The organism is Sphingopyxis sp. TUF1, from assembly GCF_036687315.1.
GTDB lineage: Bacteria > Pseudomonadota > Alphaproteobacteria > Sphingomonadales > Sphingomonadaceae > Sphingopyxis > Sphingopyxis kveilinensis.
This window is the reverse complement of the sequence record NZ_CP144683.1, coordinates 2,284,445-2,299,908: the sequence shown is the minus strand read 5'-3', so window position 1 is coordinate 2,299,908 and position 15,464 is coordinate 2,284,445. Positions and strand designations below refer to the sequence as shown.

Here is a 15,464-nt window from a genome sequence, read left to right as displayed (position 1 = left end):
TCGCAACAGACAAGGAATGGACATATATGCCGCCCAGCCATGGAGACGCGCCGGAAATCCTGGGTGCCATGCGCACAGCCAAGCGTCCGCGGTCCGAAGGGTTCCATCTTGGCGAGCGACTGCGCTTGCTCCGCCGCGAACGCGGCATGACGCTTGAGGATGCGGGGCGGCTGACCGGCCTTGCCGCCTCGACCCTGTCGAAGATCGAAAATGACCAGATGTCGCCGACATTCGACGTCGTGCAGAAACTTGCGGCCGGCTTTGACATCGATATCACCGAATTGTTCGCAGGCAACGCCTCGCACGACGCGGCCGGACGGCGCAGCGTGACGATGGCGGGCGCGGGGCGCCTGATGGAAACCGAAGTCTATCGGCACCGCCTGATCGCCGCCGAACTCAAGAACAAGAAAATCCTGCCCTTCGTCACCACGATCAAGGCGCGCAGCCTGGAGGATTTCAAGAGCTGGTCGCAGCACAGCGGAGAGGAGTTTCTCTACGTCCTCGAAGGCGAGATCTGCTTTCAGACTGAACATTATGAACCGGCCATCCTGGGCGTCGGCGACAGCATCTATATCAACAGCAGTATGCAGCACGCCGCTTATTCGACGAGCGAGGAAGACGCCGTCGTTCTGTGGGTCAACACCGGCTAACCCTCGCTTTTTCGGCGTCATCTATTTTCTTGCAATAATTTTCCTATCAGCTAAATTCTTTCCAATAAGAATGGGGAGAGGATGGAGCTATGGACAGACGGAAATTCATCCTGTCGGGGGCAGCCTTGACCGCCGCGATGACGGTTGCGCCCGCCGCTGCGGCGCGCAGGGCGGCACGACCGCTCACCTTCGACGCGATGGGCGAGGTGCGCTTCGAATATGACGCCGCGCTGATCGGCCAGATGCGGGCCAGCGGGCTCGACGCCATCACGATCACGCTGTGCGACCCCAAGGTTTACGAGGGGCAAGCGTATGAAGAAGCGGTGCAAGCGGTACTCGACCACGACGCCCATATCGCAAAACATCCCGAACTGTTCCTGAAGGCGACGAAGACCAGCGACATCGATGTCGCACGCAAGAACGGCCAGCTTGCGCTTTTCTATCTTTTCCAGAACAGCACCCAGTTCGGCCGCGATCTCGACAATGTCGACCTGTTCCGCAAGCTCGGGGTCACCTCGGCACAGATCACCTATAATGACCAGAATTGGGCCGGTGCCGGGTGCAAGGAACTGGGTTCGAACGGGCTGACGCACTTCGGGCGCGACCTCGTCGGCCGGATGAACGAACAGCGGATGCTGATCGACCTGTCGCACGCGAATATGCAGACGATGGCCGATACGATCGCCGCGTCGAAGGTGCCCGTGATCGTCTCGCACACGGCGTGCATGGCGGTGCACAGCAATGTCCGAAACACCACCGACGCGAACTTGCGCCTGCTCGCCGACCGCGGCGGTGTTGCGGGCATATGCCAGATGCGGCCGTTCCTAACGACCAAGCGCGACGATGCCCTGCCCGAATATTTCCGCCACATCGCCCATGCGGTCAATGTGATGGGCGCCGACCATGTCGCGATCGGCAGCGACCGCGACCACCGCGTCGTCGAAATGACCGACGCCTATATCGCCGAGTTGAAAGCCGAAGAGGGCGCCAATTTCAACGAGGCCGACTGGCCCTTGTTCATCAACGAACTCAACGGCCCGCGCCGCATGGAAGTCGTGTGGGATGGCGTGCGCAAGCTCGGCTATCCCGAAGCCACGGTCGAAAAGATCATGGGAACCAACCTCCGCCGCATCTATCAGGAGGTGATCGGATGAGCACTCGCCGCACGGCTTGCGCTGCGGGCCTCATCCTCGCCTCGTTACTGGCGGCGCTCCCCGCGTCGGCGAATGAAAATGTCCCTGGCGCCGACGCGGGGAATTGCGCGACCAGCCTGATCGGCACACCGCTGACGATCCCCGAATATCCCGCAGCAACGCAAAAGAAGCTCGACGAGGACATCGAAATCGCCGCCGCCGCACTGCGCATCGCACCCGACCGCGAGGACAGTCATATCTGGTATGGCCGCCGCCTCGATTATGCAGGGCGCATTTGCGACGCGGTCGATGCCTTCAGCGCGGGGATCGAGAAATTCCCGAACAGCTACAAACTCTATCGCTTTCGCGCGCGCGACCTGACCCGCGCGCGGCGATTCGCCGAAGCCCTCGCCGATTATGAGAAGGCGCTCGCGCTGATGGGCGATATCCCCGACAGCTTCGAGCCCGACGGCATGCCCAACCCGATCGGGCTGACGATCAGCACCTATCGCGGCAACATCGTCTATTATCATGCGCAGACCAGCTTCGCGACCGGCGACTATCCGACCGTCGTCGCGGGCATGGCCAGGGCGCTCGAACTGGCGGCCGATTTCGCGCGCGACGACATGCGCGTGCCCACCGCCTACTGGACTTATCTCGCCTATCGCAAGATGGGCGAGCACGCCAAGGCGCGCGCGGCGATCGACGCGATCGAACCCGGGCTGAAGCTCATCGAGAATGACGTCTATTATCAGGCGGTCCAGATCATGCAGGGCCGCCTCGATCCCGCAGACATTGAGGACGTACGCGACAGCACGATAAAATTCGCAATCGCCATGGAGCGCCGCTTCGCCGGCGACGAGGCGGGCGCAAAGGCGCTGCTGACCGAAATCGTCCGCGAAAATCCGCAAGGCCATTGGCCCGCCGAAGCCGAATTGGCGCACCCGAACCGAAAGGTGACTGATCGCCCTTCGGTATAAACATATCGCGGCGCCTTCGAAGCATGGTATCGCGAGCCAGCCGACGCGGCCGCCTATGCGGCGTTCGAGGGAAACTCGTGGCCGCGCGCAACGTCTCGCCCGAACGGATCGCCGGTCTCGCTAAAGTCGATGATTCTTCGGCGCAGCAGATGTTAGCCCGCGCTGCGCACCGTGCATTCGTTCATTCGGCCCTTCGTTGGCTGTGCGGCACGCCCCTAGAGGCTGACCGCTATCCTGGGCTCGGCTGCCGGTCTGCGAAGTTCCACGACATTGGTGCGGCGCGGGTGCTCTTGTTCGAACAATCCAGCTTTCGCAACCATTACGGCGGCCTGCGTACGATTTGCGACATTGAGGCGCGCAAGAAGCGTCCGGACGCGGACCTTTATCGCATTGACCGTCGCCGTCTCCTTGCGCGCAATCTCCTTGTTGGAGAGGCCGAGCGCCAGATGGTGAAGAAGTCGCCACTGGGAGGGCGTGAGACCCGCGCTCATGATCTGGAGCCGTTCCTGCGACGGGGCGGCCTCGCGGAAATCGTCCAGTCTGACGTCATGTCCGCACGCCGTGAGCGCGACCAGATGCGCGAGCGCCTGGCGCGTCACGCTAAGCGGCGCGAAAGAAATTCCGGCGCGCAGTTCGCGCAGACGCGCGACGAGCGCTCCGCTGCTTTGATCGCTAAGAACAATCCAGCGCGCGGATTTCAGAAGATGTGCGTTCGCGACATCGCGCTCGAGATTCCGCTGATCGCCGCTCGTGTCGACATATACGACGATATCGGGATTGATGTTGAGTTCGTCCGGAAGGTTCGCCGAAAGATACATACTCCCAGCAACCGTCGCTCCGGCTGCAGCGGATAAGGCATCCGTAATAGCCTCGCGAAGGAGCGTCTCCCTGCACAATACAAGAACCGAGAATGCAAAATGTGTCATCTTGCCTTAGTCCAACCTAGGAAGGACGCGGCAACAAAGGTTTAGAGCCCGCAAAATACCTCCCCCACCACCGCAGTATGCGGCAATCTTCCCCATTGCGACCCTGAGGCGAGTAGCCCGCCAACCTCCCCGGTAGCGGTGATTCTCTGAACGTTTAATTACATAAGCTTAGGAAAATTACAAACTTAGCCGCACGAAATTAACCAAACTGCCTCGAATCGGGACAGCGCGCCCTGCGCTCCTAGCCATCAACAAACATGGCTTGGAAAGAGAATCTTCGGAAATTCTGCGCCATAGCATCCCCGCCCCCGCGACTTGAACGACGTCTCTTCCGCCCTGAAATGAGCAAGCGACTCTTAAGAGTCACCCTTAACAACTTATGAAGATAAAAATCTTCATAGGCGTGCGAGCCCGATCCCGCTGCGTCGCCCAGCATCCCGCAAGAATTCAAATTGCGCCTTGAGCGTGATGGGCTCTCCCCGTCGGCTCTCGTAATTTCCTTATCCGAGAGGCAACGCGGGGGGCGTCCTTTTCAAGAACAAGAACATGCCCCGTTGGTGTCGTCTGGTCGATCGGCCGGGCCTCTCCTTCGCCTAACCTAGTTTAAGTCTGGAAAGGATTACCCAATGAAAAAGGCACTTATTCTCGCAGCACTGCCCTTCGCTCTCGCCGCCGTTCCGGCAGCCGCGCAGGTCACTCCCGATACGGAAACCTATGCGATCGCGCTGAGCGGTTCGGTTGCCAGCAACTGCGAACTGATCCCCGAAGGTTCGGGCTCGTATAACGTCGACATGCTCAACCAGGGCAACCAGGGCGCGCTCGTGATCGCCTATTCGTGCAACTCGCCCTACAAGGTTTCGCTGACCTCGGCCAACGGCGGCATGAAGAACGTCACCAGCAACGGCGCCGTCAACATCGACTATGACGTCGAAGCCAGCTTCCTGGGCTTCGGTGCGACCACGACCAACTCGGCAACGATGCACAACACGCCGAAGACGATCGTGACCAACACCGATTGGCAGAACATCCTGACCAACGGCGGCGTCCGTCACGGCAACCTCGACCTGAGCTTCGACAACGCGGGCGAATTCGCTGTCGCCGGCGACTATGAAGACACGCTGACCATCACGCTGGCAGCGCAACTCTAAGCTTCTGCTTTGAAGGGGGGGCCGGAAGATGCGCTGCATCCTCCGGCCCTTTCCATATTCCGCCCGCTACCTTATGGCGGACGCGGGGAGGATTTTACCGTGAACAAATATCTGCTCGGAGGTCTCGTCGGGACCGCGCTCGTTGCTGCGGCCGTGCCGCAATTGCTTCAGGCCTATGATCTGAAGCCGATCGTCGTGCAGCTTGCACCAAGCGGTGCAGGGGCCGCCCAGCAGATGACCATCACCAATTCGCACAAGGTGCCCATCGCGATCGAGGTCAAAGCCTTCCGGCGCGAACAATTGCCCGACGGCAGCGACAAACTGACCGCCGAGAATGACGATCTCATCATTTCGCCGCCGCAGATGGTGATCCAGCCCGGATCGAGCCAAGCGTTCAAGGTTCGCTGGATCGGCGATGCCAACCCGCAGCGCGAATTGGCTTTCCGTATCGTCACGACCCAGCTGCCAATCAACTTCAAGTCGCAGAAGAATGGCGACGTCAACGCGAAGCTCAACCTCACCTATAAATATGAAGCGGCGCTTTATGTCGTGCCCCCGGGCAGCGCCCCGTCGGCGGTGCTCGCGAGCGCCGCGCCCGTGACCGACGAGAAGGGCGTGACCTGGCTCGAACTCACTTTCAGGAATGACGGCAATGCACGCGCGCTCCTCAACAAGCCCGTCATTACGCTCCGCCCCGCGGCTGGCGGCGCCGAGACGGTGATCACCAACGTCGCGGCCGCCGAGCTTCAGAATCTCAACATTCTTGCCGGCGGCGAGCGGAAGCTGCGCGTTGCCTGGCCCGAAAGTCTTGCCAAGGGTCCCGTTTCGGGCACGATGAAGACCGAATATACTATCCTTCGATAATTGATTGACGAGCCGGGCGCTCCGCCATGCTTCGCGCATCGAAATCCCGTCTGCTCCTGTGCACGTCGCTCGCGGCGTTCCTCTGGCTCGCCGACGGGGTGGCGTCGGCGCAGGCCCCGAGCGCTCCGCTCGCCCCTGCCGACGCGGGCGAGCCCGGCACCGTCACCGGGCCGATGCCGGAGTCCGGGGAGCTGGCTGACGGCGCATCGGCCGATGATATTTTCAAACAGGTATTTGGCAGCTCGCGGCCCGCAATCAGCGCGGGTGACTATGCGGTCCAGATCGAGAATATCTATGTCGGCGATTTCACGATCAAGCCGGCTGGCAACGGCGAAGGAAGTGTCAGCGCACGCTTCGTGACCGATACGCTCGCTCCCGCCCTGATCCCCGGTCTGGAAGAACAGGTGGCAGCGAGCGGCAAGGGCCGCGATGATGTGACCTTTGCCGAACTTCGCGCTTTCGGCATGGACGTCGTGTTCGATGAGGCTCGCCTGGTCCTCATGATACGCATCCCTGCGCGAATGCGCGATGTGTCCGATCTCTTCATTCGCTCGATGCGCAAGCGTGCGGAACTCGAGCGGGTCCCGCAAGCCGCCTTCTCTGCCTATGTGTCCGCCCGCATGGGCATGACCTATATCGAGGATGCGCCCGGTTCGCGCGAAGGCCTTTATCGGACCGCCGCCGACATCAACATGGCCGTCAATGTCCACGGGCTAATTGCCGAGGCGGAACTGCGTTATGATGACCGCAACGCGCGCGCGCTTCGCCGCGGCGATGTCCGCCTCATCTACGACGACCGGGCGTCGCTCATCCGCTATGAACTTGGGGACCTGACGATCGGGCGCCGTCCGTTCCAGCTCGCACCGCGCATCGCCGGCGCGTCGATGTACCGAAAATATTCGATCAACCCCTATCTCAATATCCGGCCGACGTCCGAGCAGGAGTTTCAGCTCGAACGCCCTGCCCGCGTCGAGGTGTTGATCAACGGCGTTCCGTCGCGCACCTTCACCCTCTCGAGCGGCCGCTACAAACTGCGTGACTTCCCCCTCGTGTCGTCCGCCGCAAACGACATTGAACTTATCATCACCTATGACAGCGGAGAGACGGAACGCCTCTCTTTTCCCGCATTCTACGACATCGATCTTCTGAATCCCGGGCTGCTCGATTTCGCCATCAATGTCGGCGTACCGTTCCGCGACGAAAATGGCGTTCGCCGCTACGACACCGGCAATTACAATGGCACGGGCTATCTGCGCTACGGTGTGAGCAAGTCACTCACGCTCGGGATCAACTGGGAGGGCGACAAGAGCTTTTCGAACCTTGGCGGCGAGATCCTCTGGGCAACGGGCATCGGAACCTTTGCCATCAATGCCGCTGCCGATGTCCACAACCCCAAGCCCGCGAGCGGACGGGCGAGCGTTCAATATCGCTGGCGCGACACCGACCCCGGTCGTGACCTCACGGTCGACGGCATGCTGCTCCTCACCGGAGCGGAATATCGATCGCTCAATGCCGTGCTGGGCGGCGATCTCATCTCGGCCCAGGTGCGCCTGCGCGCGGGTATGCGCGTCAGCACTCGCGGCCGTGTCCAGGCTTATGGTTCCTTTGAGAGATATCGCGGCGTCGGCGACGGCTATGCCGCCGGCCTGAACTACACGCATCAATTTCGCTTCGGCAATGCTTCGGCAAGCGTGGAATATCGACGTAGCACCGAAGGCCGGGGTCCCGGCTTCAATATCGGCCTGACAATCCCATTCGGCCGATCGTCGGTGACCGCAAGTTTCGACAGCAACGACAGCAACGCGCGGCTTTATTATTCGCGAACGGGGACCAGCGGCATCGGGTCGGTCAGCACGAGCGCCGGGATCGAGCGGCGCGATGGGGCCGACCGGCTGTCCGGTCGCATCGCCTATCTCGATAACCGTTTCGAGACGTCGTTCGAACAGATCGCGCGCAATTATTTCACCGACAAGGACAGCCGCGACCTGCGAAGCGAGTTCACGTTCGGCACCGCTTTGGTGATGGCCGACGGACATTTCGCGCTCAGCCGCCCGGTCAGCAACGGCTTCGCCATATTCGATCCCGACAAGGCCGCGGGGGGACACCAGATCATGGTGGAGCCCCGCGCGGGCTTTGGCTCCTCCGACGTCGAATATACCGCGCGAAGCGGCACGCTCGGCCCAGCGGTCGTGAGCACTCTTGCACCTTACTTTAACCGTGGCATCCAGGTCGATGCGCCCGACGCACCCGCGGGCAATTCGCTCGGCGGTCAGGTCTTCCTTCTCTCGCCCGGCCACCGCGCAGGTTATTACATCAAGATCGGCAGCGAGAATAATGTCTCGATCGTCGGCAATCTTGCCGATCGCGACGGCGACCCGATTTCCTACGCGGCGGGCGAAGCCGTTCCGCTCGGTGCGGACGGCTCTGCTGCTGGCGCAGGCGTGAAGCTCTTCACGAATGAGACGGGACGCTTTTTCGTCGAGGGCGTCGAAGCGGGCCGCGGCTACAAGCTCGATCTCGACGTCGGCGGAACCCGCGTCGCCGCGCGCATTGACGTGCCCGACGACGCCGACGGTCTTTTCCGGCTGAGCGCGCCGCTGAAACTCGAAATCGATGTACCTTCACCAGCCAAGGAGAATGGCGATGATTAGCAAGATCCAGGCGTTGGGATGCTCGCTGTTGCTCGTTTGCCCGGCGATGCCGGCGGCCGCGCAGGAAGATGTCGATCCCGCAGGCGGCCCGTGCCGGCTCGAACTTGTCGTCGGACCCTCCGTCGACTGGCTTGGCCCACTTGGCCGCGGCTATGAGGTTTTTGCCGGCGGAGAGAGCTATGAAACCGCAAATATCGAAATCCGGCACGTCGGCGCGGCCTGCCGTTTCGCGCTGACCGGCAGCCCGGCTTCGGGAAGTGTCACTCCCCAGCTGACGAGCGGCTCGAGCCGCCTCGATTATGACATCGTAGCGAGCACAAACGGGCCGTCGCTTTTGAGCCCGGATTATTTCGGCACCCAGACATCGCGCATTGAGGGTCAGTTTCAGGCCGGCACCGGCGTGCAGGTCGTTCCCCTTCTTGTCGCGATCCCGGCCGGCCAGTTCGTTCGCAGCGGTTCTTACCAGGGGCAGGCACTACTGCGCCTTTTCGCGGCCGAGGAAGGCAGTGATGTTCTTCAGGCGGAAGCCCCGATCATGATCGCGACGCGCGTTCCCTCGGGGCTTGAGATACGGTCGCCGGATTTTGGGCCGGGTGTTCGCGACACCAGTATCGATCTTGGCGAACTGAGCGATGGCGTCGAACGCGAAGTCGATTTCGCGGTACGCAGTAATGCCGACGTCAATGTAAGCTTTCGGTCCGAAAATGGGGGCCGGCTGGCCCATGCCCACGGCGCGCCGGGCATACCCTATCAATTGGATGTCGCCGGGGTACCGGTGGACCCGGCGGCGGGCGGAGTCATCGCCATGCCATTTCGCGAAGATGGTCAGGAGCATAACGTGCCAATTCGTGTCGAGGTCCCGCGCAGCACAGAGGCCCGAGCCGCCGGCTATTACCGCGACACCCTGCTGGTCACCTTCACGGTTCCTTGAGTTTCGGGCCCGCGCACCCTCGCGCCGTTGCGGCGACGTGTGAAACCCGTTACCAACGCGGCATGAAGTCCGCGCACTGTACCATCTGACCGATTCCCGCGCTTGATGCGCGAGGAAAATCGACGGTGTGCCAATCTGGCAGCACCGGCAGATGACGTATGGCCTCCAGGCTGCCGGTGCGCAGCATTGGCCTCTTATGGACTGATTTCATGACCAATTATTTTGAAAGCCCTTTCAAGGGCATCACGCTCGACAAGCAAGTTAGCCATCCGAATATCCGGGTGGGGCGCTTCAGCTATTACTCGGGCTATTACCACGGCCACAGCTTTGATGACTGCGCCCGCTTCATCCTGCCGGACGAGGGTGCGGACAAGCTGATCGTCGGCAGCTTCTGCTCTATCGGTTCAGGCGCCGCCTTCATCATGGCGTGCAATCAGGGACATCGCAACGACTGGATCAGTACCTTTCCCTTCTTCTGGATGCCGGAGGTGGCGGCATTCGAAGGCGCCCTCAATGGCTATCGTGCAGCGGGCGACACGGTCATCGGTAACGACGTCTGGATCGGTTCGGAAGCGATCGTCATGCCCGGCATCACGATAGGCGACGGTGCAGTTATCGGAACCCGGGCGGTCGTAACACGCGACGTCGCCCCCTACGCCATCGTGGGCGGCAACCCCGCCAGTGTGATCAGGCAACGCTTTGAGGACGACGTAATCGCGTTTCTCCTTGAGCTACGTTGGTGGGATTGGCCCGAAGAACAGTTGCGCAAGGCCATGCCCATTCTTTGTAGCGGAGATATCGAAAGCCTCCGCGAATTCCGCGCAGCATAGATAGGACGCTACCTCTGAATTGATCGAGAGGAGCCTCCTTTTTATGTGTAGTTTCACCTGAGGGAGCCGCGCAAACGGGGTAGCGCGCCCCTCCTCCATTTGAAGTATATCGGCGATAAATGTTCGCGCGCCGGGCCCTAAGATAAACCCTCCTGCATGAGCAGGGGGGCGACGTTGGTCGAGCATTTTGACGTATTCGAAGACAGCTACGACTTGGCAGCTGGCGCCGCTCGCGACGCCGCTTATTATCCGTGGACACGATGACGGCATCGTCCGGACCAATGATGCTGCCTCGCTTTAGAATTCTCGAGCCTTTCAAGCGGCCTGGCGCGACGGATTTGGTGCCTAACGATGGGCCGGCTCCGTATTTTTCAACGCAGATATATTGTCCCGCGCCTCCGATAATCCCGTTCTCCATATGCTAGGCAGGCATATATCCAACTGGAACGAGACACTTTTCTTCGGCGCCCTGACACGCCGGATCATTCGGCTTGCCCGATTTCCCGCGACGCGTGATCGAGCTATCGCGTTGGCTTTATTTGTGGCTATCGCCGTCGCTTCTTTCGGCCAGATGCATTTCACTTACGCTCATGTCGAGGTGAACAACTGCATTTTTGGTGCCGATACGGTCACCTATTTCAATGCCTTGGGCAAAGGCAGCTATCTGGCTTTTCGGGTGCATAAACATGCCGCGGCGGTCGTTGCGATCGCCGCTATTGCGAAACCGTTGACCACCATGGGTGTCGAACCGCTGGTCGCCGGGCTGTTTGCATTGGCGGTGATCCAGGGCTCGGCAGCCCTCCTGATCTTTGCGCTGCTCCGGCGGCATTTCGGCGACACGCCTGCTGCGACCATACTGACGATGTTTGTCTTCGCTTCGTTCGGCACCGCAACGCTGTCGGGCATCGCCGAAACCTATGGCGTCACCATGGCCTGCATCGCTTTGGCATGTCTGCTCTTTGGTGAAATAGCGCCCTTGGCTCGTCGGTGGCCGCTTCGAGCGGCTATTGCTGCCGGAGCGACCGCGGCCATGCCCGCTCTCGCAAATGCTCCAGCCGCGATATTCGTGGTCGTCTACTATGCCTTTGTCATGCGCTATTTGCGAAACCGCCCGCATAGCGAAAAATTTATACAATTGTTCGTTCCGGCAGCTCTTGCAATATCGCTCAGTATCCTTCCGGCACTGGTTGCGGAAGGAGCGCAGGGATCGCACTGGCAAGTTAACTATCTGAACCGATACGCCAATTGGACGAACTTCACTGATCCGAAAATCCTTGCGGATTACGCAGTCAGCGTTTTGATATTCAGCTGGGTTGGGCCGCTGGACTGGCTGCAGTGCCGATATTTGCTGAGCGATCTGGTCACGCTGATGGCCCATCCGCTTCGATTCATCGCCTTGTTGGCGACCATTACGGTCTTGGTCGGGGGGCTGTACCGCGCATTCAGCAGTGCGATGCGCGGTGTTTCGATTGCAACGCTTTGCGTTGCCAGCGTGCTGGCGCTGTTCTACCTCTATTTCAATCCCGACGAGGCGCTCCTTTACAGTCCTCAGTGGATTCTTGCTTTAGTGCTGGCGGCTGCTCCCGGAATTGCCGATTCGCGGGCCCATGTCGCCGCAGCGGCCGTTGCCACCAGCTTGCTGCTCGCAGTGAATGTCGGCCCCTTGCGCGATCCGCGGAGCCACGATCCAACCTACTGCTGCCAGGTTCCCCCATCGACGATGCGTCCGAACGAAATGCCGGACTACCTCAAGCGGCAAGGCAAGGTTATCGAACGATGAGCCGCGCAAAAGCGGCATATGTTTCCAAGCCGCTTGAACATATCGATTATCTCGACCCGTTTAGAGCATTTGCCATCCTTCAGGTCGTGTTGATCCATGGGGGTAACGCCCTGCTTTTGCGCGGCTTGCCAAGCTTGGACGCGGAAGGGTCGGCGGCGTACGCACTGCTCCATATCATCGCCCACGACTCGACAATATATTTCGCAGTGATCTCCGGAGTTCTTTACGGACATTTGTTTTGGCGGCGTGATCATCGCGTTTTCATGCAGGGTCGTCTCGCCAAAATAGGCTTGCCCTATACGGTCATCACCCTTGTGCTCACCACATTGTTTTGGACAGTAGAGCGACTCAAGACCGGCAGCGATGCTGACCTGCCCGGCTTGGTCGTCGAGTTTTGCCGCAATATCGCGTTCGGCGATGCCTGGAACACCATGTGGTATATCCCTGTGATCCTCGTTCTTTATTTGATTAGCCCCATATTGTGGGCGCTTCAGAACCGACCGGAAATGCGCTGGATTCTGGCGGTCATAATCATTCTTCCGATCATTGCCACGCGAACCGGTACGATGCTAACGCCACAGATTTTTCTTTATTTTTTAGGAAGTTATACGGCGGGAATGTGGATCGGCACGGATACTGAGAAGAAAATTGATCTTCTGTCGAAACATGTGTCGGCATTGCTTTTGACCCTGCTCGGCGCGAGCCTGTTGCTCGGCTGGATGTTCGCGCGTCAGATCGATATGTGGGGGGTGGTTTCGCTGCGCGAGAGTGTTTTTTATATACAGCGACTTGCGGCATCGGCGCTTGTGTTGATCTGGTTTCGGCAATGGGTGCGCCGTGGCATATCGCCGCGGATCCGTTCGATTTCTGAATATCTGGCGGTCGCTTCATTTGGTATTTATTTTGTCCATGGCCCACTCCTGCGGCCAATTGCGCGGCTGATCGGTTCGTGGGTTTCCGCGGACCAGCGATGGTGGGTCCTCGCCGCAGCGATTCTCGCGACCATGATCGCCGGATTGTTATTGTCGATATTAATCGTCGAAGGGGTTCGCCGCATTGTTCCGAAACACGCAAAACGGTTGATTGGCGCCTGACGCCGCCGGACCGACCTTGGGTCGGGCCTATGCTCTTTTAGAGAAGTTGAGATCAACTGATCCGAGCTGCCGCCTCGACGTCGGCGCTGACACAAAAGGCGAGTTGCGACCGGCTTTGAATCTGCAGCTTTCCGAAAATATTATGGAGATGAATCTTCACGGTTCCTTCCGAGATACCCAGTTGATCGGCGATGCGGCGATTCGACAAACCACCGGCAACCCCTTGCGCGATCTCGCGTTCGCGCGCTGTCAGATCCAGCCTGGCCCGCGCGTAGCGGTCCATCGTCGCCGATAACTCGCTCCCCACGAGCTGACTTGGTAGCCAGCGTTCGCCGCGTAGCACCGCCGACAAACATTGGATCAGTTCCTCGGGCACCGATTCCTTGAGCATGATTCCGGCGACACCCAGGGTCACCGCCTGCGCCACCTCGGCCTGGCTTATCGAAGCCGTCAAAAAAACGATCTTGGTTTTAACTTGGTCGTTCGAACTGCGGTGCAAAGACCGCAAGATCTGAAGCCCGCCGGGCGCGGGCATCGCAAGATCGAGCAGTGCAATATCGGGCCGCAGACGCTCTATCGCCGCCATCGCGTCCGTGCCGTTCGCGACCATGCTGACGACGCGAAGATCGGTATCGCGCTCGATGAGAACCCGCATGGGTTCGAGCAAGATACGGTGATCGTCAGCCAGGGTTATCGTGGGCATCGTTCAACTCACGATCGGCAAAACGGAGGAGATCGTAAAACCGTCAGGCGAGTTTAAACAGCTCACCGTGCCGCCCAATTCACGCACCCGGTCGTCAAGCGAGCGCGGGGGCTTAACCTGCGTCACCGGCCCATCGATGCAGGCATTTCCGTCGTCGCTGATCGACACTCGCAGGCCCTGCGCGTCTTCGGAGATCGCAACCACGATTCGCTCCGCATTGCCGTGACGGACGGCATTCGAAACGGCCTCGGATAGCATGTGACAAATTTCGGTCATCAGTTCATCGGCGACGGCCATTGTTGGCGGTGACACGTCCAGCTCAACCCGGCACCCCCATTGCCGCTCCAGGATCATTGCGGTGGGGAGCAGGCGATGGTGGAATGGCTGAGCTGCCGCGAGGTCCGATACCCGCGACATCTCAACAAAGCGGCGTATCGCACGCTGCTGACGGAACAAGATTGTGGAAGCGGTCTGGATCGATTGTCGCAGATCTGACTCGCCGGAGGTCGACGCCACTTTCAGGTGCAGCGCGGCCGCCGTAAGATCTTGCAGAACGCTGTCATGCAGATCGCGGGCAAAGGCGGCCCGTTCCTTCAGCATCGCGGCATCAGCCTGTTCCTGCGCCCACGCAATCTGATCGAGCTGTTCTTCGACGCGCGCGGTTACCAAACCCATCAGGGGGCCGATCTCGTCCGTCGCATCGGGGTCAAGAATGATAACCGCGCCTTCGCGGTTTCGGCCGTGGAAGCGCTCTACCGCAGCAAAATTCCAGTCGAGTAGCGGCGCAACGTCTGGCTTGGGAAAGAAGCGAAGGACGAGGTTCTGGATTAGCGCGCCTTCCGCGGCATTTCGATCAATGATCGCCGGCGCCCCTTGCGGCACGGATACCAAAGCATATTCCCCGGGAATATGATCGAGCGTGCGGCAATTGCTCGCGTCGCAGAGGATCGCCTTCGCGGTGCGCGCCGCAGGCAACCGCCAGACGATCAGCACGGCGCTGGATTCTAGCACCTCCAGCGCACAGGAAAGCGATGCGGACAGAGTTGAATTCTCGCCCGCTGGAAGCGCTGCTGGCTGCCAACTGGCAAGCTTCGTCATCTTGCTTCGCATTGTTTCACGGTAGGTCGCGAAATAGCCCAGCAGCGCGGCCGCCACCCATGCGTAGCAGGACCGGATAATCAGGATGTTCAGTTCGGACTCACCGTCTTTGAGATCTGGCCAGCCTACCAGCAACAAAATCGCTTGCAGGGCTATCGCGGTTATCAAGACGCCCCGCATCTTCCAAAGAAGCGCGGACGTCATGATCGTGAAAGTAAAGAAGACGAAAAAAGGGCTGTCGAGCTCTTCGCTGAAATAGGCAAGCAATCCCAGTACGGTCAGATCAAGACCATGAAGAAGCGTAAGCATGCGCCCGTCCAGCCGCTCGCTCAACGCCGATAAAACCGCCAAGAATGATATCCCCAAATAGGCGGTAAGAATGAGAGCTACGACATTTTGGCCTTGCGCCGGACGAGTGGGATCGAGCCAAACGGCCAATGCGGCGCAGGCAACCGTGACAAACCGTCCCAAGCTTATTAACTGGCGCGGTTCTCGGATCGCTCGCATCCATCGACGCCGCGAAAGAAATATGTGCATGGTGCCGCGAAACGGTCTCATCATGACTTCCTTGGCGACCAAGCCTGGCCTCCGTCAAATGTCTTGTCTAACATTTCGTCGAACGTGCTACGCGGAGCAAATTGGCTAGCGGCCTGCTCTTTCGGGGCCCGATACCTGA

At 59.9% G+C, this 15,464-nt stretch carries 13 protein-coding genes; 10 read left to right on the top strand and 3 right to left on the bottom strand.

Going from position 1 to position 15,464, the window contains the following annotated elements; all coding sequences use genetic code 11:
- Window positions 1–26 precede the first annotated feature (26 nt).
- The 3 genes from VSX77_RS10845 (at window position 27) to VSX77_RS10835 (ending at window position 2,763) form a co-directional block, all read left to right on the top strand.
- Window positions 27–650, top strand: coding sequence for a helix-turn-helix domain-containing protein (locus VSX77_RS10845; RefSeq protein WP_338424620.1), 624 nt, complete (start codon window positions 27–29; stop codon window positions 648–650).
- A gap of 89 nt (window positions 651–739) precedes the next feature.
- The gene (locus VSX77_RS10840) at window positions 740–1,804 is read left to right on the top strand and encodes a dipeptidase (RefSeq protein ID WP_338424619.1); all 1,065 of its coding nucleotides are present in this window, start codon (window positions 740–742) and stop codon (window positions 1,802–1,804) included.
- On the top strand, window positions 1,801–2,763 hold the full coding sequence (locus VSX77_RS10835; protein WP_338424618.1) for a tetratricopeptide repeat protein: 963 nt from the start codon (window positions 1,801–1,803) through the stop codon (window positions 2,761–2,763). The genes VSX77_RS10840 and VSX77_RS10835 overlap by 4 nt, the downstream gene beginning before the upstream one ends.
- Before the next feature lie 215 nt (window positions 2,764–2,978).
- Here the strand turns inward: VSX77_RS10835 and VSX77_RS10830 are convergent, their stop codons facing one another.
- Window positions 2,979–3,689, bottom strand: coding sequence for a response regulator transcription factor (locus tag VSX77_RS10830; RefSeq protein ID WP_338424617.1), 711 nt, complete (start codon window positions 3,687–3,689; stop codon window positions 2,979–2,981).
- Between the two features lie 626 nt (window positions 3,690–4,315).
- Here VSX77_RS10830 and VSX77_RS10825 point away from each other — a divergent pair.
- The 7 genes from VSX77_RS10825 (at window position 4,316) to VSX77_RS10795 (ending at window position 12,987) form a co-directional block, all read left to right on the top strand.
- Entirely contained in the window at window positions 4,316–4,837 is a 522-nt protein-coding gene (locus VSX77_RS10825) for a hypothetical protein (protein WP_338424616.1), read from the top strand.
- Window positions 4,838–4,936: 99 nt separating this feature from the next.
- Window positions 4,937–5,701 carry a fimbria/pilus periplasmic chaperone gene (locus VSX77_RS10820; protein WP_338424615.1) on the top strand — a complete coding sequence of 255 codons (765 nt, stop codon included), beginning with the start codon at window positions 4,937–4,939 and terminating at the stop codon, window positions 5,699–5,701.
- Between the two features lie 26 nt (window positions 5,702–5,727).
- Entirely contained in the window at window positions 5,728–8,352 is a 2,625-nt protein-coding gene (locus VSX77_RS10815) for a hypothetical protein (protein ID WP_338424614.1), read from the top strand.
- Entirely contained in the window at window positions 8,315–9,283 is a 969-nt protein-coding gene (locus VSX77_RS10810; protein WP_338424613.1) for a hypothetical protein, read from the top strand. Before VSX77_RS10815 ends, VSX77_RS10810 begins: the two co-directional genes overlap by 38 nt.
- A 209-nt stretch (window positions 9,284–9,492) precedes the next feature.
- Window positions 9,493–10,113, top strand: a complete 621-nt coding sequence (gene catB / locus VSX77_RS10805) for a type B chloramphenicol O-acetyltransferase (RefSeq protein WP_338424612.1) — start codon at window positions 9,493–9,495, stop codon at window positions 10,111–10,113.
- Between the two features lie 541 nt (window positions 10,114–10,654).
- Window positions 10,655–11,893, top strand: a complete 1,239-nt coding sequence (locus tag VSX77_RS10800; RefSeq protein WP_338424611.1) for a hypothetical protein — start codon at window positions 10,655–10,657, stop codon at window positions 11,891–11,893.
- A complete protein-coding gene (locus tag VSX77_RS10795; protein WP_338424610.1) occupies window positions 11,890–12,987 on the top strand; it encodes an acyltransferase in 1,098 nt (365 codons plus the stop codon). The genes VSX77_RS10800 and VSX77_RS10795 overlap by 4 nt, the downstream gene beginning before the upstream one ends.
- A gap of 52 nt (window positions 12,988–13,039) precedes the next feature.
- On the opposite strand, the gene VSX77_RS10790 is transcribed toward VSX77_RS10795, so the two are convergent.
- Window positions 13,040–13,690, bottom strand: a complete 651-nt coding sequence (locus VSX77_RS10790; RefSeq protein ID WP_338424609.1) for a response regulator transcription factor — start codon at window positions 13,688–13,690, stop codon at window positions 13,040–13,042.
- A gap of 3 nt (window positions 13,691–13,693) precedes the next feature.
- Window positions 13,694–15,367, bottom strand: coding sequence for a sensor histidine kinase (locus tag VSX77_RS10785; protein ID WP_338424608.1), 1,674 nt, complete (start codon window positions 15,365–15,367; stop codon window positions 13,694–13,696).
- Window positions 15,368–15,464: the final 97 nt, after the last annotated feature.